At 43.3% G+C, this 19,961-nt stretch carries 32 protein-coding genes; 6 read left to right on the plus strand and 26 right to left on the minus strand.

The window, feature by feature from the left end; translation table 11 throughout:
* Positions 1-50 precede the first annotated feature (50 nt).
* The 8 genes from aglJ to NF865_RS10425 all read right to left on the minus strand — a co-directional run bounded on the left by aglJ (position 51) and on the right by NF865_RS10425 (position 3,088).
* Entirely contained in the window at positions 51-971 is a 921-nt protein-coding gene (aglJ, locus tag NF865_RS02255) for an S-layer glycoprotein N-glycosyltransferase AglJ (RefSeq protein ID WP_253305001.1), read from the minus strand.
* Positions 964-1,149, minus strand: a complete 186-nt coding sequence (locus NF865_RS02260) for a glycosyltransferase (RefSeq protein WP_253305002.1) — start codon at positions 1,147-1,149, stop codon at positions 964-966. Before NF865_RS02260 ends, aglJ begins: the two co-directional genes overlap by 8 nt.
* Position 1,150: 1 nt before the next feature.
* On the minus strand, positions 1,151-1,498 hold the full coding sequence (locus NF865_RS02265) for a HepT-like ribonuclease domain-containing protein (protein WP_253305003.1): 348 nt from the start codon (positions 1,496-1,498) through the stop codon (positions 1,151-1,153).
* On the minus strand, positions 1,491-1,787 hold the full coding sequence (locus tag NF865_RS02270; RefSeq protein WP_253305004.1) for a nucleotidyltransferase family protein: 297 nt from the start codon (positions 1,785-1,787) through the stop codon (positions 1,491-1,493). The genes NF865_RS02265 and NF865_RS02270 overlap by 8 nt, the downstream gene beginning before the upstream one ends.
* A gap of 1 nt (position 1,788) precedes the next feature.
* Complete coding sequence (locus NF865_RS02275; RefSeq protein WP_253305005.1) at positions 1,789-2,226, minus strand: type II toxin-antitoxin system VapC family toxin; 438 nt, start codon at positions 2,224-2,226, stop codon at positions 1,789-1,791.
* Positions 2,223-2,408 (minus strand): antitoxin AF2212-like protein, encoded by a 186-nt coding sequence (locus NF865_RS02280; RefSeq protein ID WP_253305006.1) that lies wholly within the window; start codon positions 2,406-2,408, stop codon positions 2,223-2,225. Before NF865_RS02280 ends, NF865_RS02275 begins: the two co-directional genes overlap by 4 nt.
* Positions 2,409-2,577: 169 nt before the next feature.
* On the minus strand, positions 2,578-2,874 hold the full coding sequence (locus tag NF865_RS02285) for a nucleotidyltransferase family protein (RefSeq protein ID WP_253305007.1): 297 nt from the start codon (positions 2,872-2,874) through the stop codon (positions 2,578-2,580).
* Positions 2,861-3,088, minus strand: coding sequence for a PIN domain-containing protein (locus NF865_RS10425; protein WP_366513876.1), 228 nt, complete (start codon positions 3,086-3,088; stop codon positions 2,861-2,863). Before NF865_RS10425 ends, NF865_RS02285 begins: the two co-directional genes overlap by 14 nt.
* Between NF865_RS10425 and NF865_RS02290 the strand changes: the two genes are divergently transcribed.
* Positions 3,009-3,182: a hypothetical protein gene (locus tag NF865_RS02290; RefSeq protein WP_253305008.1), complete on the plus strand. Its 174-nt coding sequence runs from the start codon at positions 3,009-3,011 to the stop codon at positions 3,180-3,182. The two genes, NF865_RS10425 and NF865_RS02290, sit on opposite strands and share 80 nt — an antisense overlap.
* A gap of 149 nt (positions 3,183-3,331) precedes the next feature.
* Here the strand turns inward: NF865_RS02290 and NF865_RS02295 are convergent, their stop codons facing one another.
* The 10 genes from NF865_RS02295 to NF865_RS02335 all read right to left on the minus strand — a co-directional run bounded on the left by NF865_RS02295 (position 3,332) and on the right by NF865_RS02335 (position 12,660).
* On the minus strand, positions 3,332-3,517 hold the full coding sequence (locus NF865_RS02295; protein WP_253305009.1) for a hypothetical protein: 186 nt from the start codon (positions 3,515-3,517) through the stop codon (positions 3,332-3,334).
* Positions 3,518-3,712: 195 nt separating this feature from the next.
* Positions 3,713-4,021, minus strand: a complete 309-nt coding sequence (locus NF865_RS02300) for a nucleotidyltransferase domain-containing protein (RefSeq protein WP_253305010.1) — start codon at positions 4,019-4,021, stop codon at positions 3,713-3,715.
* Positions 3,990-4,406 (minus strand): HEPN domain-containing protein, encoded by a 417-nt coding sequence (locus NF865_RS02305; protein ID WP_253305011.1) that lies wholly within the window; start codon positions 4,404-4,406, stop codon positions 3,990-3,992. The genes NF865_RS02300 and NF865_RS02305 overlap by 32 nt, the downstream gene beginning before the upstream one ends.
* Positions 4,407-4,423: 17 nt before the next feature.
* The gene (locus NF865_RS10375) at positions 4,424-4,549 is read right to left on the minus strand and encodes a hypothetical protein (RefSeq protein ID WP_301281861.1); all 126 of its coding nucleotides are present in this window, start codon (positions 4,547-4,549) and stop codon (positions 4,424-4,426) included.
* 326 nt (positions 4,550-4,875) lie between these two features.
* Complete coding sequence (locus NF865_RS02310) at positions 4,876-7,194, minus strand: STT3 domain-containing protein (protein WP_253305012.1); 2,319 nt, start codon at positions 7,192-7,194, stop codon at positions 4,876-4,878.
* A gap of 32 nt (positions 7,195-7,226) precedes the next feature.
* Positions 7,227-7,703 (minus strand): hypothetical protein, encoded by a 477-nt coding sequence (locus tag NF865_RS02315; RefSeq protein ID WP_253305013.1) that lies wholly within the window; start codon positions 7,701-7,703, stop codon positions 7,227-7,229.
* The gene (locus tag NF865_RS02320) at positions 7,700-8,986 is read right to left on the minus strand and encodes a DUF58 domain-containing protein (RefSeq protein WP_253305014.1); all 1,287 of its coding nucleotides are present in this window, start codon (positions 8,984-8,986) and stop codon (positions 7,700-7,702) included. Before NF865_RS02320 ends, NF865_RS02315 begins: the two co-directional genes overlap by 4 nt.
* Positions 8,983-9,912 (minus strand): AAA family ATPase, encoded by a 930-nt coding sequence (locus tag NF865_RS02325; RefSeq protein ID WP_253305015.1) that lies wholly within the window; start codon positions 9,910-9,912, stop codon positions 8,983-8,985. The genes NF865_RS02320 and NF865_RS02325 overlap by 4 nt, the downstream gene beginning before the upstream one ends.
* A 1-nt stretch (position 9,913) precedes the next feature.
* Positions 9,914-10,924: a DUF4350 domain-containing protein gene (locus NF865_RS02330; protein WP_253305016.1), complete on the minus strand. Its 1,011-nt coding sequence runs from the start codon at positions 10,922-10,924 to the stop codon at positions 9,914-9,916.
* Positions 10,921-12,660: an Ig-like domain-containing protein gene (locus NF865_RS02335; protein ID WP_253305715.1), complete on the minus strand. Its 1,740-nt coding sequence runs from the start codon at positions 12,658-12,660 to the stop codon at positions 10,921-10,923. Before NF865_RS02335 ends, NF865_RS02330 begins: the two co-directional genes overlap by 4 nt.
* Positions 12,661-12,730: 70 nt before the next feature.
* Here NF865_RS02335 and NF865_RS02340 point away from each other — a divergent pair, with 70 nt between their 5' ends.
* Positions 12,731-13,489, plus strand: a complete 759-nt coding sequence (locus NF865_RS02340; RefSeq protein WP_253305017.1) for a DUF7982 domain-containing protein — start codon at positions 12,731-12,733, stop codon at positions 13,487-13,489.
* Complete coding sequence (locus NF865_RS02345) at positions 13,480-13,722, plus strand: DUF8044 family membrane protein (protein ID WP_253305018.1); 243 nt, start codon at positions 13,480-13,482, stop codon at positions 13,720-13,722. The genes NF865_RS02340 and NF865_RS02345 overlap by 10 nt, the downstream gene beginning before the upstream one ends.
* Before the next feature lie 209 nt (positions 13,723-13,931).
* Here the strand turns inward: NF865_RS02345 and NF865_RS02350 are convergent, their stop codons facing one another.
* The 5 genes from NF865_RS02350 to NF865_RS02370 form a co-directional block, all read right to left on the minus strand.
* A complete protein-coding gene (locus NF865_RS02350) occupies positions 13,932-14,348 on the minus strand; it encodes a type II toxin-antitoxin system VapC family toxin (protein ID WP_253305019.1) in 417 nt (138 codons plus the stop codon).
* Positions 14,345-14,563, minus strand: coding sequence for an AbrB/MazE/SpoVT family DNA-binding domain-containing protein (locus NF865_RS02355; protein ID WP_253305020.1), 219 nt, complete (start codon positions 14,561-14,563; stop codon positions 14,345-14,347). Before NF865_RS02355 ends, NF865_RS02350 begins: the two co-directional genes overlap by 4 nt.
* Positions 14,564-14,829: 266 nt before the next feature.
* Positions 14,830-15,177 carry a HEPN domain-containing protein gene (locus NF865_RS02360; RefSeq protein WP_253305021.1) on the minus strand — a complete coding sequence of 116 codons (348 nt, stop codon included), beginning with the start codon at positions 15,175-15,177 and terminating at the stop codon, positions 14,830-14,832.
* A 25-nt stretch (positions 15,178-15,202) separates the two neighbouring features.
* Positions 15,203-16,516 carry an RNA-guided endonuclease InsQ/TnpB family protein gene (locus NF865_RS02365; protein ID WP_253305022.1) on the minus strand — a complete coding sequence of 438 codons (1,314 nt, stop codon included), beginning with the start codon at positions 16,514-16,516 and terminating at the stop codon, positions 15,203-15,205.
* Positions 16,513-17,133 carry an IS607 family transposase gene (locus tag NF865_RS02370; RefSeq protein WP_253305023.1) on the minus strand — a complete coding sequence of 207 codons (621 nt, stop codon included), beginning with the start codon at positions 17,131-17,133 and terminating at the stop codon, positions 16,513-16,515. Before NF865_RS02370 ends, NF865_RS02365 begins: the two co-directional genes overlap by 4 nt.
* 200 nt (positions 17,134-17,333) lie before the next feature.
* Here NF865_RS02370 and NF865_RS02375 point away from each other — a divergent pair, with 200 nt between their 5' ends.
* Positions 17,334-18,320 (plus strand): DUF8471 domain-containing protein, encoded by a 987-nt coding sequence (locus tag NF865_RS02375; protein WP_253305024.1) that lies wholly within the window; start codon positions 17,334-17,336, stop codon positions 18,318-18,320.
* Here NF865_RS02375 and NF865_RS02380 read toward each other — a convergent pair.
* Positions 18,307-18,495, minus strand: a complete 189-nt coding sequence (locus NF865_RS02380; RefSeq protein ID WP_253305025.1) for a UPF0175 family protein — start codon at positions 18,493-18,495, stop codon at positions 18,307-18,309. The genes NF865_RS02375 and NF865_RS02380 overlap by 14 nt on opposite strands.
* 520 nt (positions 18,496-19,015) lie before the next feature.
* On the opposite strand from NF865_RS02380, the gene NF865_RS02385 reads away from it, so the two are divergent.
* Positions 19,016-19,216 (plus strand): hypothetical protein, encoded by a 201-nt coding sequence (locus NF865_RS02385; RefSeq protein ID WP_253305026.1) that lies wholly within the window; start codon positions 19,016-19,018, stop codon positions 19,214-19,216.
* On the plus strand, positions 19,198-19,605 hold the full coding sequence (locus tag NF865_RS02390; RefSeq protein ID WP_253305027.1) for a type II toxin-antitoxin system VapC family toxin: 408 nt from the start codon (positions 19,198-19,200) through the stop codon (positions 19,603-19,605). The genes NF865_RS02385 and NF865_RS02390 overlap by 19 nt, the downstream gene beginning before the upstream one ends.
* Before the next feature lie 63 nt (positions 19,606-19,668).
* Here NF865_RS02390 and NF865_RS02395 read toward each other — a convergent pair whose 3' ends face one another.
* Both NF865_RS02395 and NF865_RS02400 read right to left on the minus strand, forming a co-directional pair.
* The gene (locus NF865_RS02395; RefSeq protein WP_253305028.1) at positions 19,669-19,809 is read right to left on the minus strand and encodes a PIN domain-containing protein; all 141 of its coding nucleotides are present in this window, start codon (positions 19,807-19,809) and stop codon (positions 19,669-19,671) included.
* Positions 19,793-19,960: a hypothetical protein gene (locus tag NF865_RS02400; RefSeq protein WP_253305029.1), complete on the minus strand. Its 168-nt coding sequence runs from the start codon at positions 19,958-19,960 to the stop codon at positions 19,793-19,795. Before NF865_RS02400 ends, NF865_RS02395 begins: the two co-directional genes overlap by 17 nt.
* Between the last annotated feature and the right edge of the window lies 1 nt (position 19,961).

Genomic DNA, 19,961 nt, shown 5'->3' on the forward strand with positions numbered 1-19,961 from the left:
CATCCTCTTGATTTATTTCATCATTGGTTTCATAGTTCCCACCGTTATCTCTACTCCTTCATCTCCCTCAACCCCTTCTTGATCTCTGTCATCACTTTGAACATGTACGTCATCACAAAGCCTATTGCAATGAACTGAATCCCACCTAAGACCAGTATGGAAGTGACGATTGCCAGCAGATTGTGAGAGACATGATTGAACCATTCATGAACCACGTAAACCCCAAATATGAGCCCAAAAAGGAGGAAAAGACCCCCAATGAAGTAGAGGTACTTAGCGGGATTGTATCTCACCAGCAGCTCTATAATCGTCTTCCCAATCCTCCATCCATCCTTAATGGGGTGGAGGTTTGCTTTCCCTTTACGCCTGTAATAGTTAATGGGAACCTCGGCGATACGGAATCCCTTGGCAATGGTCTCAACTGTCAGCTCAGTCTCAACCTCAAAGCCGTGCTTCTCAAGCTCGACGCTCTTGTAAAGATCCCGCGTAAGGGCACGGTATCCAGTAAGAAGGTCATGAACCTCGACACCGTACATAAACCTAAAAAGGGCATTGAAAATCTTGTTACCGATAAGGTTTAACCTCGTAAAAGCACCCTTTTCAAAATTACTCAAACGATTTCCAATAACGTGCTCCGCTATGCCCCTCTCAATCGGCTGGAGGAGTTTTGTTACATCCTTAGGGTCATACGTTCCATCCCCGTCAATAATAACAGCCACCGGCGTGTTTACCATTTTAAACGCCTCTGCAACGGCCTGTCCCTTGCCCTTCCCGCTCTGGAGAACGACTCTGGCACCCTTCTCCTTGGCTATCTCCCTTGTCCTATCTGTGCTGTGGCCGTCGATGACGAGGATGTTTGTGTAGCCGAGCTCTTTAAAGCCATCTATAACCTCCCCAATTCCATCTTCCTCATTTAATGTTGGGATTATCACCGTAACTTTCGATGGGTCGAGCTTTTCTATCTCACCCATTTAAATAGCCCCCAAGTCTCGTTTTTATCATGTTTGTCTTCGTGCTTTTCGCGATATCGGAAGTTCTATCCTCGCTTCCATCAACAACAAGAACATCCCCGTACTTCTTAGCTAAAGCAACAACTGACCCAATCGTTAGCTCCTCGTTGTATGCGGGGATCACTATCAGGGTCTTCATGTTATTCACCTTCAGACTTTAGGACTTCTACCAGCTTATCTTTTAGCTGGGGAAGTTGGGAGGAAATTATTACCCATACCACCTTTAAGTCGACTCCAAAATACTGGTGAATAACAACGTTTCTGAGGCCCACTATCCTCTTCCATGGGATTTCCTGGTACTTCTTTCTTATCTCCTCAGGAATGTTCCGGGCGGCTTCTCCGAGGATCTCTAAATTCCTTACAACTGCATCGATTGTTTTCCTATCATTTATGAAATCCTCGAAGGAATAACCTTTTGTGTATTCTTCAATCCTCTCAACGGCTTCGAGCATGTCCTCAAGGAAAAGCCTGTAGTCCCGTTTAGACATGGATAAGCTCCTCCCTGATGTATTTCCAGAGCTTGGGCTTTCTCATCACGCCGTCCTTTGTCACCAGATCAACTTTTACCCCAAGTAAGCTTTCTAAGTATTCTTTTAGATCCACAATCTCCCACCCGATAGGCTCATAAAAGTCTACAAGAATGTCAACGTCGCTTGTTTCTTTAGCCTCTCCCCTAACGTAAGACCCAAAAATACCGATCTCCTTAACCTTAAACTTCCTCCTCAGCTCTTCCTTATGCTCCCTCAAAATTTTCTCAATCTCTTCAAGGGTTCTCATGTTATTCACCAAGCTTTTTCTTTATATCCTTGAGCTCTTCGATTAAATAGAAGGCATTAACTCCAAACTTTTTAGCGCTTTCCACTTGAACTTTATCGTTTGATACGAGGATTGCATCTCTAACCTTTGCAGTGGCGATGTAGAACGAGTCTATTGCCCTGCATCCTGTCTCAAATGCTATCAAAAAGGCGAGCTCATAAATTTCGCTGTCTTCAACAAAGTTAACATCATTAAAGACCTCCTCCGCAATAATTGAGGCTCTGTCTTTCTTTGTCCTCCTAACTAGTTGCCCGATGAGCTCTATTTTGAATAGTCTGGGCTCAAAAATTGGGACTTCTTTTTCCTCTATAGTCTTAAATAAGGCATCCGCAAGTTTGGTTCTTTTTCTGTCATATTCAAAGAACAAATCTATGAAGACCGATGTATCAACAACAATCATCTCCTCTCCTCCAGGAACTCCCTGAGGGCATCCTCCTTTACCTTTATCCTGTATTTCTTCGCTATCTCGGATATTCGCTTTGGTAATCTTATGATCACAATTCCCCTCGTGCCTTCCTTTAATTTTATCTGTTTTAAAGGCTTGAAGACACCGTCCTTATAGACAACCTCAATCTCCTCCATTCAAACACCTCCTCAACAAACTTAACCGGATTCATAACCCTCACCTTGATTTTATCCCTGTTCTCTTTAACCTTTTTGATAAGGGAATCATCCGTCGTTAGCATCACATCAGCACTTTTCTCAGCGCAGGGCTTCGAGCATGTCCTCAAGGAAAAGCCTGTAGTCCCGTTTAGACATGGATAAGCTCCTCCCTGATGTATTTCCAGAGCTTGGGCTTTCTCATCACGCCGTCCTTTGTTACTAAATCAACTTTTACTCCAAGTAAACTTTCTAAGTATTCTTTTAGATCCACAATCTCCCACCCGATAGGCTCATAAAAGTCTACAAGAATGTCAACGTCGCTTGTTTCTTTAGCCTCTCCCCTAACGTAAGACCCAAATATTCCAATCTCCTTAACCTTAAACTTCCTCCTCAGCTCTTCCCTGTGCTCCCTCAAAATTTTCTCAATCTCTTCAAGGGTTCTCATATTGACCACGCACTTCTTTCCTCAGCTTCTCAAGACTGTCTATCAAAACTATTCCCTCTTTTTTGCATGCATTTTCAAAGTCACTATCAAAGGATATCAGATATTTGATACTATAAAACTTGCAGGTGGCTAAGATGAGAGCATCATTTGGGAGCAAACCATATTTTCTAGAGATTTCAGTTGAAAGGAGTGTTATTTCAGAGGTTATTTCCAGAAAATTTGGGATGCTCAACATTGGAAAAAGGGATTTTAGGAATTCCTCTGCTGTTTCTTTAACTGATGCTTTGTTCTTTTTCAGTTCCCAATAGGATTTCCCAGTTTTTACCTTATAAAGATAAAAAATACTTCACTGTATACGATTCCATTTATGAAGGTGGTAAACTTGCCCTTAAAGATGTAATCCAACAGCTCAACTGCTCTGGGGTTATTTTTTGCAAATTCGATTATAACATTACTGTCAAGGAATAAGCTCGTCATAGAGTTCTGCCTCCAGCTCTTCCCAGCTTTTTGCAGTCTTTAGAGAACCTCTCGCTTTTTTTAAAGCCTCATCAACATTTATCCTGGCTTTTAATCTCTCAATCTCCTCCCTGATCTTCATCTCAACTTCTTTTGGAACCTTAAACGTGATAACAACTTCCGCCATAACATATCTCCTCCCTTTTGCGAGGGTTCCAACGAGTTAGCCCCTCGCCATTGGCGGGAAGGTTTGCGGGCCCATCACCTACTCCCGTTGCCGGTTTCGGTTCAGCCCGGTCTTAAGCCAATTACCGTTCTGGTTGCCCGCTACAATGGTTTCGCATGTCCCAAAAGTAGCGGACAACCAGAACGGAGGTCAGCATTAGGTCTTTTCATACAGTACAGCGCCCTCGGACAGTATAATTTTATGGAACGATGTTTCTTTTAGTCTCTCAAACTCTTCTTTACTCTCGGTGATTGCATTTATTAAAACCCCATATTTAAGCATAATTTCAAAGATTAGGTCGAGTATATCATCTAAGCTAAGCTCGCCAACTATCAAAACATCAATGTCGCTCTCCTCATCGTAGTCCCTCCTTACATAGGAGCCAAACAGCACAATCTTCTCAATCCTCCCGGGAAATTGAGCTTTTAATTTTTCAATGAACTCCTTCAACGCTTTCTCTCTCATACTCAACCACCTTCAAAATTTCTTTGGCCTTCTCCAAGAACTTCTCAGCATCTTCTAATATCTCCTCAGCTTCTTCCCTAACTGGTGAGTAGAAAACATTATAATCGGCTTTTGTTCTAAGTTCAAAAGCTCTGGTTAAAGCCTTCCCGTAAACTTCATCGACAATGCCTTCTTTAACGAAATACCGCCCGAACATAGATACAACTCCGGCATGCTTTCTTGGAATTATATCTCTCATTAAAAGCAAAGCCCTTGCTGCGTGAAACATTGAGTAATAAGCCCTGCTGATTGCATCTCTATATTTTCCGTTTTCAAACAGCAGATAAGCCGATGAAAGCTCTTCTTCAGCAACTTCAATTTCTTTGATTATCTCTTCCTTGAGCATCTTATTCACCAGTTTCTTCAGCTTCTTCTCTCTTTTATCTCACTCTTGTCTATGTCCTCCGCAGTAGAGGCTGTCCAATAAATTCCATTCTGTTTTAAAGGCCTGAAGACACCATCCTTATAGACAACCTCAATCTCATCCATTTATTCCCCCTCCAGTTAGCCTTTATCGTGGAGCTTTCGGGGGAAATAAGCCCCCACACCTTTCGTTGAGTCCCCCATTCGGGCTTGTAAACCCCACATACCGGGAACTGCCACATCACTAAAAACTACCTCACAGGACTACATAAAAATTACGAAAACAAAAACCATCAAATACTTTGCTTGTTACATTTTCTTTTGAAAGCCTCCCCTTTAGGGGCAGTTGATGGACAAGAAGGGAATAGAGAGAATCAAAAAGGCTGACCTCCTCCCCGCCCTGAAGGCTGAGGCTTTCGAAAGGTAACTCTTTATAATTACCCCCCCAGTCTTCAACCCCTCCGAAATATCCCCCTATCAACTATCTTCTTGCCCACAGCATAGGCGTATCTTATAACCGTCCCGTTAACTTCTTCAGGTAATTCAAACTCGTTTTTACCCTTCACGTTATACCATTTCTTGAACACGAGCGTCCCGTTGTCCATGAAACCCCAGATTCCCAGTCCAGTTCCGGTTGCGTTTTCAAAATGGAAAATTACCCTGCCGTTTGCCTTCTCCACCCTCACGTTTGGGTGTTTAAGTTTCAGGATTTTTACAAATCCCCCGTCGGAATAAACCAGCTCGTAAGGCTCTTTGGGCGTTATGAAAAGCTTTGCCAGAGTTGTGTTGAAGGCTTCCTCGTTCATAAAAACCGCATACTTGTAATTAAGGTTTATGTAAAGGTAGGTGTTGGAGTTTGAGTTTGTGAGGTTTGGCTTCATCACTCTGCCTTGATACTCCACGTAAAGCTCCTTTGGCATTAGCACGTTCCCGTTGATGTTTGCTATCGCACTCCACTCGTTCCCGGGCTTCACCACTATTCTGTAATTCCCCTTCTGGAATACCAAAGCTCCAATCTCGGAGGTAAGCGGCAAGACGAGAAGCCCGTACTTTTCGGTAATGTTGTACTTCGGATGGCTATCTGCAGTTTCGACTATCGCCCTAAACTTGAGGAAGTCATAATAGCTCACAACAACGTAGTCCACTCCCAAGTTTATAGCCCAGTTTTCATCGAGCTTGCCGAGATAATAAAGGGCTACGCCAGAATTTGGACTCCCCTGGGCTATTGGGCTTCTTCTTGCGTAATAAGTCACCCAGTGACCGTAGTCCCACCAAGCTAAAACTATATCGTTTTCATTTGAATGATTCCCTAAATAAAGCAAGGCATTCTCCCAGTTTTTATTCATGAAAGGCTTCTCTGCCAAAACCCTTTCAAGTCCCAAACCCGCACTTGTTACCGGAACCACAACGAGCAGAAGCACCGAAAGGGCCAGCGCCTTTCTATAATCAAACTTCGACTTTACCCTAGGATAAATTGTATCATGCAGGGAAACTACCCCTACTCCAGCCATTGTTGCAATTGCCATAGACCCGATGAAAAGGAACCTCGTCCAAGTGTAGACCATGTAAAGGCTTGGCAGAATAAGACCCAAGAGAAGGAAATCGGGAAGTTTGGCTTTTCTCGAGGCAAAGCGAAGGAGGAAAAGAGGACACAAAAACACCAAAATGCTGTAAGCTGCCCAGATGTCGCTAAACGTCGAATGCCTTGTCTCAAGAATTGGCGCTTCTTTGAAAATTCCGAATCCAGAGGAAAGCTCCTTAAGTGCCTCAAACCTAGCGAAAAGCAGATAAACTCCGATGATTGAAAGCATAACCACTATTAGAGCTCTCTGCTTTCTATCTTTCAGGACTCTCGAGAGGAGGAACAACACAAGAATTCCTGCAAGTGCTAAAGGCACTAGATACTTCAAGTGAACAACCAAATAAACGTCTTTGATTGCTCCTAATTCAATTCCAAGTTTCTCTGCAGTCTTCTTAGCCAGCCAATTACTTCCTCCGAGCATGCAGTATCCAAAATATTTTCCTAAATAGTTGGCCAGAATTGTCCCGAAAGCCGTTGAAACTGCCAAAAGCCCAGAATCTAGGAGGTATTTGTCTCTTCCCATAATGAAAGCCCCAAAGGCCAAAAGAATGGCATTCCCAAGAAGGAATATGAATATTGGGTAGTAAGCCTGCCAGAATATCGAGGCTAAGCCGCTTGCAAAGGCTGGAATTAAATAAAAGGCAAGTCTCTTATATCTCCATTTTCTTCTGGTCTTTGTTAAAGCCAATGAAATTCCAAACAAAGCCATCGAATACCAGAAGAGCATGTAGTTATCTCCTCTATAATAGTTTGCCATCGACCTAAAAATGTGCCCAAAGCTTACCGCAAGGAATAGCCCCGAGAAGAACGCCTCTTTCTCTCCATAAAAATTAAGCATGGCAAGATAAAGGAAAACTATCGTTAGAACACCGAAAATCACCGGTGTAATTCTGAAAGCGTCGTAAAGGGAAACTCCAAAAACACTCAAAAACTTATAAACATAAGCCGGGGTCATCCAAAGCCCAAGAGGATGGAAATTTTTAATCTGAAATCCCCAAGGCCCACCAGCAATAGTGAAAAAGTTAAACCACTTCCCAGCCTTCAAAGCCTCCTCAATATAAGCTAAATGAAAATAAGGATCATAACCAAACATGTACTCATACCTTAAGGGAACTAGCCTCATAATAAGCGCAATTACAGTTATTATGGGCAAAGCCACTTTAGGCCTAAAGATGTCCTCAGGTTTCATCACACTCGCCAGCCTATATTTTTCCTCACAACTCACTTAAACATTTCCACTTTCTTGACTTCTCTCTTTAAGCTCAGCAAGAGGAACATCATGCTCAACCCAGCCATAAGCGAAACCTGGTTCTCAACGGTGTAAAGGTACTCATACCTGAGCCTTAAAACCACCATCAAGCCCACAACCACTAAAACAAAAACAACTACTCTCAAATCAAGGAAAACTTTCATATCTGGCTTTTTGAAGTTATAACTCCCCCTAAACTCCACCCCGACCAAAACCTCCCTAAGAACCATTAAAGAAGGCAAAACACCAAGCAAAAGAACTTTAATTGCCTCAAAAGACAGGAAATCCTTCACAAAAACATCATTCATCAACCAAATAGCATAGAAGAAATAAGCAAGAAGACCCAAGTCTTTGCTCTTCCTCGCTAACAAATAAACTAATGGTATCAAAACAACGGCCTTGGCCCTTAAAAGCAAGCTCCCTATTATCGCTATTACTCCCCAGATCATCTCAGCTCCCTCGCTATCTCCCTAAGGTAATCGCTCGGGCCCAGATCAATAGTAGGAACCAAAGCGTTGAACTTCCTAACCGTCTTCTCCCTCTCCAGATACCTTTCGTACAAAAACCTCAACGTCTCTTCATTAATATCTCTACCGTAAAACAGTATTGGGTTGGGGGAGAGCACAACTATCTTGTGCTTCTTCCTTAGTATAAGCATTAACCTGTAAAGCAGGGACGTATGCCCCATCAAATCACTAATAACTATCAGATAAGAAGGATCCTTTATGTTGAGCAGGGCCTCACCAAGCCCACTCCTCTTCCTCGGGAAGAGCTTCCCCATGAACTTCCTACCCTTCTCGCTGAACCTCAAGGTTAAGGTGCTCTTCAAGCTCATCAGCCCTTTCTCCTGCCTGAACCTCACCGCAGCCCTTATTTTATTCATCTGCTCCCTTCCCCTAGATGGCCTAACGACCCTAACGCCCCTGTCATCGTATATGATAAGCCCCACCTTGTAGTTCTTCTTCAAAAGAACCGTCGCCAAGTGCAGAACCAGAGTTGAGGCATAGTCTATCTTGGCCTTCTTGAGCCCCTTCCTCATCTCCCTTGTTGCATCCAATACAAGGTAAACGTTCCCTTCCTGCTCCTTCATGAAGACCCTGACTATGAGCTCTCCCAAACGGGATGAGGCCTTCCAGTCTATCCTCCTCAAGTCATCCCCCGGTAGATACTCTCTCAAGCCCTCGAGCTCCAAGCTCTCCAGCCCAAGGAAGACGCTCTTCTTGTAGGCCTCGCCAAGCCTTATGTTGTAGTCCTCTTTAGCCGCTTCCCTTATGGAATCAACCGAGGGGATCACATCGAGCTTGTACTTGCCAACACTCAATTCCTCAAAGTAGAGCTCGTTCAAATCATAAATCTCCAGTTCCAGTGAAACTTCATACTCTCCCTTCTTCTCTGGAATAAGAAATAAATCGATAAACTTCTCTTCCCCAGACTTCAGAACGTAAGTTCCCCCATCTTCAATCCTCACGTTTAAAACAGGGCCGCTCTTAACCCTAACCTTTACATCGCTCCCAAGGTTCTTGACCTTCAAAACAACCCTTGCCTTTTTACCTTCCTCAACAGTTTTTGGAAACTCAACGTCAACTTTTATCTCCGGCTTAAAATCCCTTCTGGTTTTTAAGATATACAGAGCTAGGCCTAGGCCAAAAAGAGCACTAAAAACGTTTGAGGCCAAATACCCATGGGCAAAGCCTATGCCCGAAAGAGTCCACAGAAGATCTTCTCTTTTCATACAGGCACCTCTACCTCGTCAAGGATATCCCTTATGACGTCTTCGCTCTTAACACCTTCAATTTCGTAATCTGCCCTAACAATAAGCCTGTGGCTCAAAACACTTGGTGCAATTTCCTTTATGTCGTCCGGTATGACGTAGTCCCTCCCCCTTAGGAAGGCTAAGGCCTTTGAGGCATAGAGGAGATGTTCAGCAGCCCTTGGAGAGGCTCCAACTAAAAGCCTATCGTCTTTTCTAGTTCTGGCGATTATCTGATAAAGATACTCCAGAACCTCCTCACTTGTTTTGACCTTTTTAACCTGAGCCATTAAAGCCAGAATCTGGGTTGGGGTGAACCTCTGCTTTACTTCTCTAAACTCTCCTCTGTCCTTTCTAAGCAGCATCTCAAGCTCTTCCTCTTTATCGGGATAGCCCACTTTTATCTCCATCATAAACCTGTCGATCTGGGCCTCCGGTAAAGTATAAACTCCCTCGAACTCCAGCGGATTTTTGGTCGCTATCACAAGGAAAGGCCTTGGCAATGAAAGGGTTTTCCCCTCTATCGTTACCTGGCCTTCTTGCATCGCCTCAAGCAAAGCGGATTGAGTCTTTGGCTGGGCTCTGTTAATTTCATCGGCCAAAACTACGTTGGCAAATATGGGCCCCTTCTTTATCTTGAACTGACCAATCTTTTGGTCGTAGTAAACGGTTCCGATTATATCAGCAGGCAATAAATCAGGTGTAAGCTGAATCCTCGAAAATTCCAAACCAATGGCATGTGCAAAGCTCTTCGCTATTGTAGTCTTCGCAACTCCCGGAATCCCCTCAAGGATCACGTGCCCCTCGGCCAATAAAGCTACAGCCAAAAGCTCTATAACATCATCTTTCCCAACAACAGCGTTGTGAATTTCATCTTTGAGCTTTTCAAGGAACTCTTTACCGTTCATTTTAACCACCCAGCTTTTTTCCGGTGTTTATCTCCCTTATTATCTTCCTGAGAACCTTCTCATCATAGCCCTCTTTCTTTAACTCCTCTATCACATCGTCCAAACTTTTTTCTTCTTCCTTAAAGACTTTGCCCAGTATGAAATTCACAGTCCTACTTATTCCCTCCAAGGCCAAGCCGCTCTCAATGAAAATAGCTAAAACTGCCACCCCCAAAATCACGTAAAATGCCTTCATTTTGTCCAAGCTTCTTCTGATAACCACAGTTCCCATGGAATAAGGATTGAAGCTCGCGTGATGAGCTTCGTCGATGTAAATCACATCTGCCTTTATGTAGCGCACGAAGTTCCTTATGAAGGGCTCGTTCATCTCGAACATGTCGTTTATGAAGACGCTCGGGTCCGAGAAGAGGATTATCCTCCCGTTCCCGTATTCGAGCTCGCTCATTATTGGGAGCTGCCTCTGGTTGTTCCCTATTATAGCCACTTTGCTCGTGTATATTGAGCCGTTGGCCCCGACTATTACCGATGGAACGTTAAGCGTCAGCTTATCAACCCCAACGCCAAGCTGTGGGTCTAAGATCCTCACGACCTCAGGGAAGTTGTAGTTCTTCGAGTAGAAGACGTCAATGGGAATAAGGCTCGTAAACCTGGCCGTTAAGTTTAGCCCCACCAAAATATCATTTCCCGTACCGAAGTCGTCTATCAAAACAAGCGTGCCGCCGTTCTCCAGGAACTTCTTAACTTCCTCAACCTCAAGGGGAGAATAACCCAGATTCGGTCCAAGGATTAAAAGAACACCTTCTTTCTCGCCAAGGCCAAAGGAGTTATACGAAGTTATCACAGGAACAACCTTCGTCTCCTCATACAAGAGCTTTCCAAACTCTGAGGCACCGTTCCACCTCGTGTTGAAAACGCTGAACTCAGCGCTTGTGTGGAATACAGGTATGGCTAAAGGCATCACAATGAGAAAGATACCAAATGCCATGAGTATAATGTAGACGGCCCTCCTCATAACTCCTCCCTCACTATGAAGGACACTATAAGCCCGGCTATATGCCTCAAGTAGTCCAGAACCTCACGCCTTCTGAGAGGCTTCTTACCATAAAAGTGCTTCTCGTAAAGAACCGTGACTTTTTCCAGGTGGTATGCAAAAGCCTCCTTCCTCAACCTGTTCACAAGCTCCCTGGGCGTTAGGCTGGGCTTTAGACCATAGTGCTTGATGAGCTTCTCGTAAACCTCCCTGTACATCTCCCTGAAAGACTTTAATTTCCTTTCCACTTCTTGTTCTTCAATCTTCCATGCCTCTTCAAGGGCCTTCAACAGCTTCACGAACTCCTCATCGCTTATACCTCTTCTCCTTCTTATGTAAACTTTCCTTGCCAGATACCCGATGCCGCCAAAGAGGACAAGAACCATAACAAAGAGTATTAACTCAAATATGGAAAACTCGGTACCTCCAATGTTTACGGTATTTTCAGCTTCCTCTTCCCCACCCACCGTCTCAACCGGGTATTCAAGGAACACAACCCCAAGGGAGGCAGAACTACCTGCATAAATCTCACTACCGATATAGGTAACGTTTAATAGCTTCTTCCCGGCCTCGTTGCTCGTAACGTTGAACGAAAACCTCCCATCGCTTGAAGTTACCAATGAAAACCTCTCACCATCAAACTCCCCAAAGACCTCTTCACCTTTTAAGGGCCTCCCGTAATAGTCAAGGAGCAGGCCTTTAACCGTTATGCTCTCGTTTACGTAGGCACTTCCCCTGGAAGAGAGTACTATCTTAGTGGGCACCTTCAACACATTAACCACAAGAACGTTTGATTTCACGACGCTCCCGTTCTTTAATCCGGTTGCAAAGACCTCATACTTGCCAACCTTATCAAAGGAATACACGTAGGAAAATCTGCCCCCCTTAACCCTCAAAGCTATGGTTTGGTTCTCAATATGGAGGTAAACATTCTCAAAGCCCGGAGCATAGCCATAAAAGGTGACGTTCTCATAAACATAAGGGTTAAGGTTCGAGGCGTAGAGTGTTATGGACGCAGGAACTAGCACAACTTGGTTTTCCTCGAGAAATTCTTCAAAACCAATTGGTTCTCCGTTTTTTTCTTTTTCTTTGATAATCTCCTGCACTTCTTCAGGGGTTAAAACTTTATAAGCACTCAAAACCCTCTCATAGCCGGAATACATCTTCTTAATCTTCTCAAGCTTCTCTCTGAGGGATGATGTATCGAGCGTTAAGGTGCTGTTGTCCTCATCAACGAACTCAAAGGTATCAATCACATCAAGGGCCTTCTCGGCACTTGAGATTCCTTCCTTCACCATTTCCAAACCTAGGGTTGCATTAACGTAGGCATAGTAGTCTCTCATCTCTTTGACGACCTCGATGTTGTCTAAGAAGAGCCTCTGGCCGAGGGCTATCTTCTTCAAACCATTACCGAGCTCCAGAAAAGGAGGCAAATACTTTTCAACCTTTGACTCTATCCCAAAGGACTTGTAAAACTCCACCTCTTCCCTAGTCGTGTTCAGCTTTGCCTCAACGCTATTCGCGTAATATATGCTCTCGTTGTCCTCGGCAATTACCTTGTCAAGAGCCATCTCAGAGTAGAGGAGGATAATTCTAAAATGGATATAAATCCCCTTATCGTTCTCGTAGGCCTTTTCGTACTCAAGATGCCTTTCCATGGCTAATCCAAAGCCGCTGAAAATCAGGAGCGTGAGGATGATTAAAGCAGCTACTCTCATTTCCCTCAAATCAAAGAAAATGATAAACATTTTAAAGTTAATGGTTTTAAATTGAGGGGGAGGTAAAATTATGAGAGTGGAGAGGATAGCCAGTGCTTCTCTAGCGGGCATTGGAACTTTTCTCATCATCTATGGGGCGATAAATTCCAATCAGAGCTTAGTTAATCTGGGCTTTGCCGGACTGTTTCTGGGTTTTGTAGTCCTAACGTTCAAATCTAAAGAATACGTCAAGAGAGAGGCCCTCGACAACCTAATACTCCCCTACATAGAGACCCTCCGCCGTATGGTAAGGGATCTGGGCCTTGAAGGCAACGCGCTGTACATACCCCCATACGAGAACATGCCCGAAGGAGGGACTTTTATCCCCCTGCACAAGGACTTTGACCTCGACCTTGGGAGGATGGACGAGGAGACGGTTTTCTTAACCAACGTGGCCAATGAGAGGCAGATGGGTCTTTTGATAAGGCCAACTGGTGCCGACCTTGTCAAGAAGTTTGAAGAGCACTTTGAAAGCACTTTGGACGGAAGCGGCTCCTCGGCAGTTGAAAGCGTTGCATCTTCTGTCTTGAGAGCCCTTGACCTTGCCAGAGGTGTCCACATAGACGAAAGTGAAGGGGGGTTTAGGATAATCGTAAAGCCAACAAACATTGAGATATGTAGGGCGAGCATAGAGGACTGCAACCAAACGGCCTGTCCAGTGTGTTCGTCTATTCTATTGGCCCTTGCAAAAGGCACAGGTGAGGTTTTGGAGAGCGAGGACTTTAATATGGGAGAGCATGGAATCGAGATAAAGGCCAAAAAGCTCGGGGGAGTAATAGAATGGACGTAGAAGACTATATCCTGCTCTTCCTCTCAATCTGGGTTCTCATCTCGGCTTTAGCTACAGGGAGTGTAGATGTATTTCTCACCTTAACCCTCATTGGGCTTTTGATAACCCTTGAAGTTGGGGGCTTATTCTTAAGCAAGGAGCAGAAGGAAAACTTAAAACCTCTGGTCGAGCTTCTGCTCGTGATATTCGCCATAATAGTGATGAAAAAAGTCTACGAGGTTTTGAGTGGATGAACCAAACCCGTTTTAATGTCTTTTTTGGCAAAGCTGGAGCCAGATACAGCCAAAATGATATATCCAAAAATTGGATAATCCTGTTAGTGGATTATGAATGAAGTTCTATGACCAAGAGAGGGAACTTGAAGTTCTAGAAAAGCTTTAGCCTTACAAATACTTTGTTCTTTTGAAAGCCTCGTCCTTCAGGGTAGGGATGTAGGTGAAAGTTAGTCTTCAACAACCACAACATCAAGGTTCTCAAAATGCCTATCAAAAGTATAAATTTCTTTAATGCCCAACTCCTTCATTTTAAGATACGCCAAAGCATCATTTACACTTACGTTTTTCTCCCTTGCTGTTAAGACAGCCTTTAGATAATCTTCCATCGTGACAGATACTATTTTAACATTTTCCGCTGTTAGAAGTTCTTCTAGGAACTCTAGAGCAGTTGTTAAGTTGGCCTTCGCCTCGAGAATGTTTGCGACCTCACTAAGGTGAACGACCGTCGTAGTGACCTCTTCCCCTTCTTGGACTCTTTGAAGAATCTTTTTTGCCTTCTTTTTCCTATCAAGAATTTGAGGGCTGAGGTTGTTTTTTGGTTTTATTATGGCATATAGAAAAACATTGGCATCTATGAATCTCATATTAAATCCTCCAGCAGTTCCTTTTCGAGGTCTTCTCCCTTAATTTCAACTTCAACCATATCAAAAAATCTGGACAAGTTGGGCTTCTTTCTCGGTAGTATCTCTATTCTATCGTCCAGTTCAATTAAAATGATCTCATCACCCCATTTATCACGCCACTCTTTGGGAATGACTACCCTACCTTGTCTATCAATTCTCTTAATTTCCATTATCATATAATTGTCACCATTTTCTTATCGTAATTCCACATTAATAAGATTTGTGGTAGAACTTTCTAGGCCTTCAAGAGTCCCCTTGAGCAGGTGACGTCAAAAGTGTAGAGAATAACCTACTCTACTACAGAGCTGACCTTCTCCCCTCCCTAAAGGAGGCGTAAAAAGAAAAAATCAGCTAAAAATGCAAGAAACACTATTATACCACCTGACTCACAATTTCCAAAAGTTCTTTGGCGAACCTCAAAACGAACTCCGCTTCTTCTTCATCAACTAAAGCCCCCTCCATACTGGACATTGTGCCTTGAAATCCCGAGTTTATCTAGAATGTCCATAAGCTCCACTATTTTGGGATTACTTCTGTACAGTTCCCTAACAGCAATAACTAAACACTGATGGCTTCTTTCTTTATATCCCTTTGCAAAGAGTAGGGCCCTCACCGAATGAAATGCGGAATTATAAGCGGCTATTTCAACCATAACGTAGTCGCCAATTTCAAATGTTCTTTCTGCAGATTTTAGGAACCGTCTTGCAATCTCTATTGAACTTTTCACCCTTTCTATTGCTGAAGGATCGTGCTTTATTAATCCTCTCCTCAAACACTCCTCAAACTTCATAATGGAGCCCCGTTTCCTCCTGCACCTATTTTTGTTTTAAACACTGACTAATCACTACTAATGAGTTCTTGTGGTGCAGGAGGTTGGCCTCAACCGTTAAGTTCACGGGAACCACCGGCTCCTCCCCCAACGGTTCACGGGCCTTCGGGCTGAACGGAAACAGCCCCAACAAGTTCAGCACAGCAACAAAATCCCTGTCTGCAGAAAACCCGCAAACGGGACACTCGAAAACCCTCCGACGCAGAGCGCCATCACCGGGTTTAATCTTAAACGCCCCACAACGAGGACAAACCTGAGAAGAATACGCTGGATTCACAAAAACAAGGGGAACGCCAAACTCAACCGCCTTCTCGAAAACAAACCGCTGGAACCCGTTCATACCAATATTGTGGAGCGTGTTCCTCAGCCTCTTCTCGTTCTTCTTCCTCTTCTTGGTAACCTTCTGATTGAAATTCTTGGGGACGGCCTCAAGAACAATCGTAGCGTTCAACTCTCTGGCAACTTCGACTAGTCTCTTCGCCAACTTCCTCTGCAAGTCAACTCTCCTATCCATCTTCCTCCGTCCAAACTTCCTGAGGAGTCCCTTCCCCTTCTTCGAAGGCAGTTTTCTTTTCCAGCCAGTTAAGTGAGACTCCTGAGTTCTTGTCCTCACGTCAGAATAAAACCTCGTCAGTCTTCCAAAATCCGTTCTAACCTGAATTAAAAACTCCTGAGTGCCGAAAGAAACGTTGTCTGCATTGTAATCCACGCTGAGGAAACGCCCAGTAACTTTGGGTTCATCGAACTCTTTCTCGAAGACGAAATACGCAAGGATTTTCCGCTCTTCCTCAGCAATACGGAGTTTCACGCCGGCCTTGACCTTCCAGCCCTCGTTGAGGTATTTAAAGAAGAGTTTGTGAGGTTTTAAAGGAAGTTTTATCCGCCCACGTTTCGTGGTTAGGCCGATTATGAGAATTCTTCTCCCGTTTCTAAGAGTGTTGAACTGTGGAAACCTCTTGTAATCCCACAGAACGTCGTCCAGCCAGAGAGAAACGTTCCTGATTTCTGGTTTCTCTGTTCTGGCCCTTCCCTTCTTCTTCAGTTCGAGAAAACTCCTTGCCCTTGTCGTGGCATCCTGACAAACAGTGTAATAGTAATGGGTTGGTAAGTCGTGTTCTTCCTTGAGTTTTTCATAAAAGCGTTTTCTAAGTTTCAGGTGGCTCTTCACCTTGTTCGCGACGGCGTAATTTGTCAGAAACTTCAGAATTTCCAAGTATTCATCATAAACTTCTTTTATCGTTTCGAACTTTTTTCTCGTGAGTGGATAACTTTCGAGGACGATTGTTCTGGTCAGTTTCACTCGTTTTCAACCTCCGTGAGGAGTTTTTTGAACCCTTGGACAAATTTCTTATTCTTATGACTCCTCAACCCATAAAGTCTTCCCGCGAAACTGGTTATTATTGCAATCAAGTCTTCCACGAGTTCTTCTTTCGGGGTTTTGTCCTTCTTGAAGACTGTTTCAATCCTCACGTTGTAGGCTGTGAAGAGTTCTTCCAAGTATTTGAATCCGAATCGTGTGAGCCTGTCAGGGTAAGTTACGATGAGAACATCGTACTCCTTGTTTTTTGCTAAATTGATTAGTTTTTTGAGGCCTTTCCTGTTTTCGTTTAGTCCAGAGGCAACTTCCTTAACCTCATCCACGATTTGGTAGCCTTTGCTGGTAGCGTATTGTTCGAGGGTTTTGAGTTGGGTTTCTAAGTCTTCCTTCTGGTCTCTTCTTGAGACTCTAGCGTAGAGGATTGCCCTTGTTATTTCTGTTCTTTTGCCAAGTAGTTTTTGGACTTCTTCTTCTGGAATTCTGTAGTCTCGGCCTATTTTGATGGCCTTGATTTTTCCAGCGTGGATCCAGCGGATTATGGTGACTTTATTGTAATTGAGGAGTTCCGCAACCTCTGAAGGTTTGTAAAACTTGGGCATTACTGACACCTAAGTATTAGTATGCAACGAAAATATCTAAATCTTTCGAAAGATACTACTCAAAGAACAGCCTGTAAATTTTTTAAAGTGCTCTAGTCTTTCGTTCATTATAACAAACGATTTCACTTAACTTGAAATTAACACGTTAGCATAGGGAAAACCGTTTTAAGCATTCTCATTCCTTTAGTATTGGTGATTAAATGAACCTAAGAGATTACTGGGATTTGATAACGATCATTGCGCTCTCAATCTTCCTTGACTTCCTCATCGCTTTCTATCCCGAAAGCCTGCTTAGAAAAGCCCTTGGTCTGGCTTTTGTACTCTTCTTCCCGGGCTATGTTTTCATAACAGCCCTCTTCCCCGAGAAAAAGGAGCTCGACAACCTTGAAAGATTAGCCCTAAGCTTTGGTTTAAGCATAGCGATAGTTCCCCTCATAGGCCTCGGCCTCAACTACACACCCTGGGGCATAAGGCTCATCCCCATACTCGTCAGCTTAACCGTCTTCAACGTCCTCTTTGGGGTTGTGGCAATCTACCGCAGGGCAAATGCAATCGACCCATGGATTCCAAGAATAAGCATTGAAAAGCTCAAGGAGGAGCTCGAATGGGAGCAAGCCAGCAAGCTTGACAAAGCTCTAACCGTGATTTTAATCATAGCTATAATCTCTTCAATAGCAACTTTGGGCTACGTCATAACCCATCCGAAGCCTGGAGAAGCTTTCACCGAGTTCTACATCCTCGGCCCCAATGGAAAAGCAGCTGATTACCCCACAGAGCTCTTCGTTGGGGAGAACGCCACCGTGATTTTGGGCATAGCGAACCACGAATACAGGAACGTTACCTACCACGTGGAAGTCTGGCTCGTCAACTTGACCTACAACTTCACGACAAACGAGACACACATCCACAACATGTACCTTATGGACTACTTCAACGTGACCTTGCCCCACAAGCCCGTCGACATTGAAGGCAACTGGACGCCCCAGTGGGAAACCAACTACACGTTCAGCATAGACAAACCCGGAAAATGGCAACTCTGGTTTTTGCTCTTCAAGGATGAGAGGCCGCCCTTACCTGAGCCCGTAAACGGGGACTACGCCAAAACAAACGCCACCCAGAGAATTCTGGACGCTATAAACGGCACAATCTTGAGCTTGAAGCTCAACATAGAAGTTAGGGAGATTTAATTGAAGGTACTTCCAACTCTGCTATAATGTCTTTCCTGCTCAGTTTCCTAATGAGAATTCCCTTCTCACGAAATTCTTTAATTAACTCCTCCCTGGTAACTTCCAGAAGTTCTGCTGCTTTTCCTAGGCTTATCTTTCCGTCAAGATATGCACTAACTACGATCTCCCAAAACAACTTTTTATCTTTTTTAGGAGCTTGATTATACGCTCCGGATTAAGTGTAGCAATCTTTTCAAACTCGCCTATTATCCAAAGCTCTTCCATTTTCTCACCATTTGGATATTTAGGTATATTAACTTTATTTTCCTTTGAAATAATCCATGGATTGTCTGATCTCCTGCCCTAAAAGAGCAAGGATCGAAAAAGAAAAAGTACCATCCTCACTTTGCAAAACAAAAACTTCTAAAATAATTTCTGAGTGGCTTTTAGGGAAAGGATCAAAGTTATAATGTGGCTTTTTCAAATTCAATTCTCACCATTCAGGACAAAGTGGAATCAAAATTAAATACCGTCACATCAGGATTTATAAATCTCTGAGAACTCAAACTTCTCAAGTATTATGTTGAAGATTTAAGCTACATGAACCCTTGGCGAATTTTGAGACCAGACAACGGCACAGAATAATACTGGTGAATTTATGGTGCGCGTCTTTTCTAAGAGAAAGTTTTAAATCTCTGAGGGTTCAATAATTACTGGTGGTAAGAGTGGAAGAAATTGAATATGTATATGGGAAAAACGGAAAGATCAAAGCTGTTATAATTCCCATAGATCTCTGGGAGAAAATCAAAGCAAAGTTTTTTGACCCTTCTGAGTTTAGAGGGATATACAAAAACTTAAAGGTCGACTTCGAGAAAGAGCTCAGGGAGCTGAGGGAAGAATGGGAGAGAAATATTTAATCGATACAAACATTCTAATCTATTACCTGGCCGATGCAATCCCAGAGAAAGAGATTAATAGAGTGGAAGAAATTCTCAAAACTTCATTTAATGTCTCAATAATTACGAAAATTGAATTCTTGGGATGGCGTGGGCATACTGAAGAAGGCTTTAAAAAAGCGGAGGAGTTCATAAGCTTCGCCAGGGTTATTCCTCTAACGGATGAAATTGCAAACTTGACAATAGATTTAAGGCGAAAATATAAAATTAAGCTTCCAGACGCGGTAATCGCTGCAACAGCACTTTATCATGATCTAATTCTCGTCACAAGAAATGAAAAAGACTTTAAGGGAATTGAAGGATTGAAAATTTACAATCCATTTAAGAGTTATGATGGAAAACTTGAATAGTTTTTAAGAGAAACAAGGCCGATTCCCTGCTCTAAAAGGCAATAATTAAAAAGAAAAAAGTTCTCAGTCTTGAATAACCTTAACGTCCAAGTTCTGGAAATGCCTGTCGAATGTGTATATTTCCTTAATGTTTAGCTCTTTCATTTTGAGGCAAACGAGAGCATCATTAACACTTATTCCCTTTTCTTTAGTAATCCCCCGCAAGATCATCCTTCAAAAGCTCTTTTTCAACGTCCTCCTCAGCTTCTTCCACTTCGATTATATCAAAGAACTCCGAAAGCTTTGGCTTCCTCTTCGGTAGATTCCTGTTAAAGTGTACCGATACAAAAAGGCAAAAGACTTCAGAGGTAATCATG

The organism is Thermococcus aggregans (assembly GCF_024022995.1).
In the GTDB taxonomy this organism is placed as follows: domain Archaea; phylum Methanobacteriota_B; class Thermococci; order Thermococcales; family Thermococcaceae; genus Thermococcus_A; species Thermococcus_A aggregans.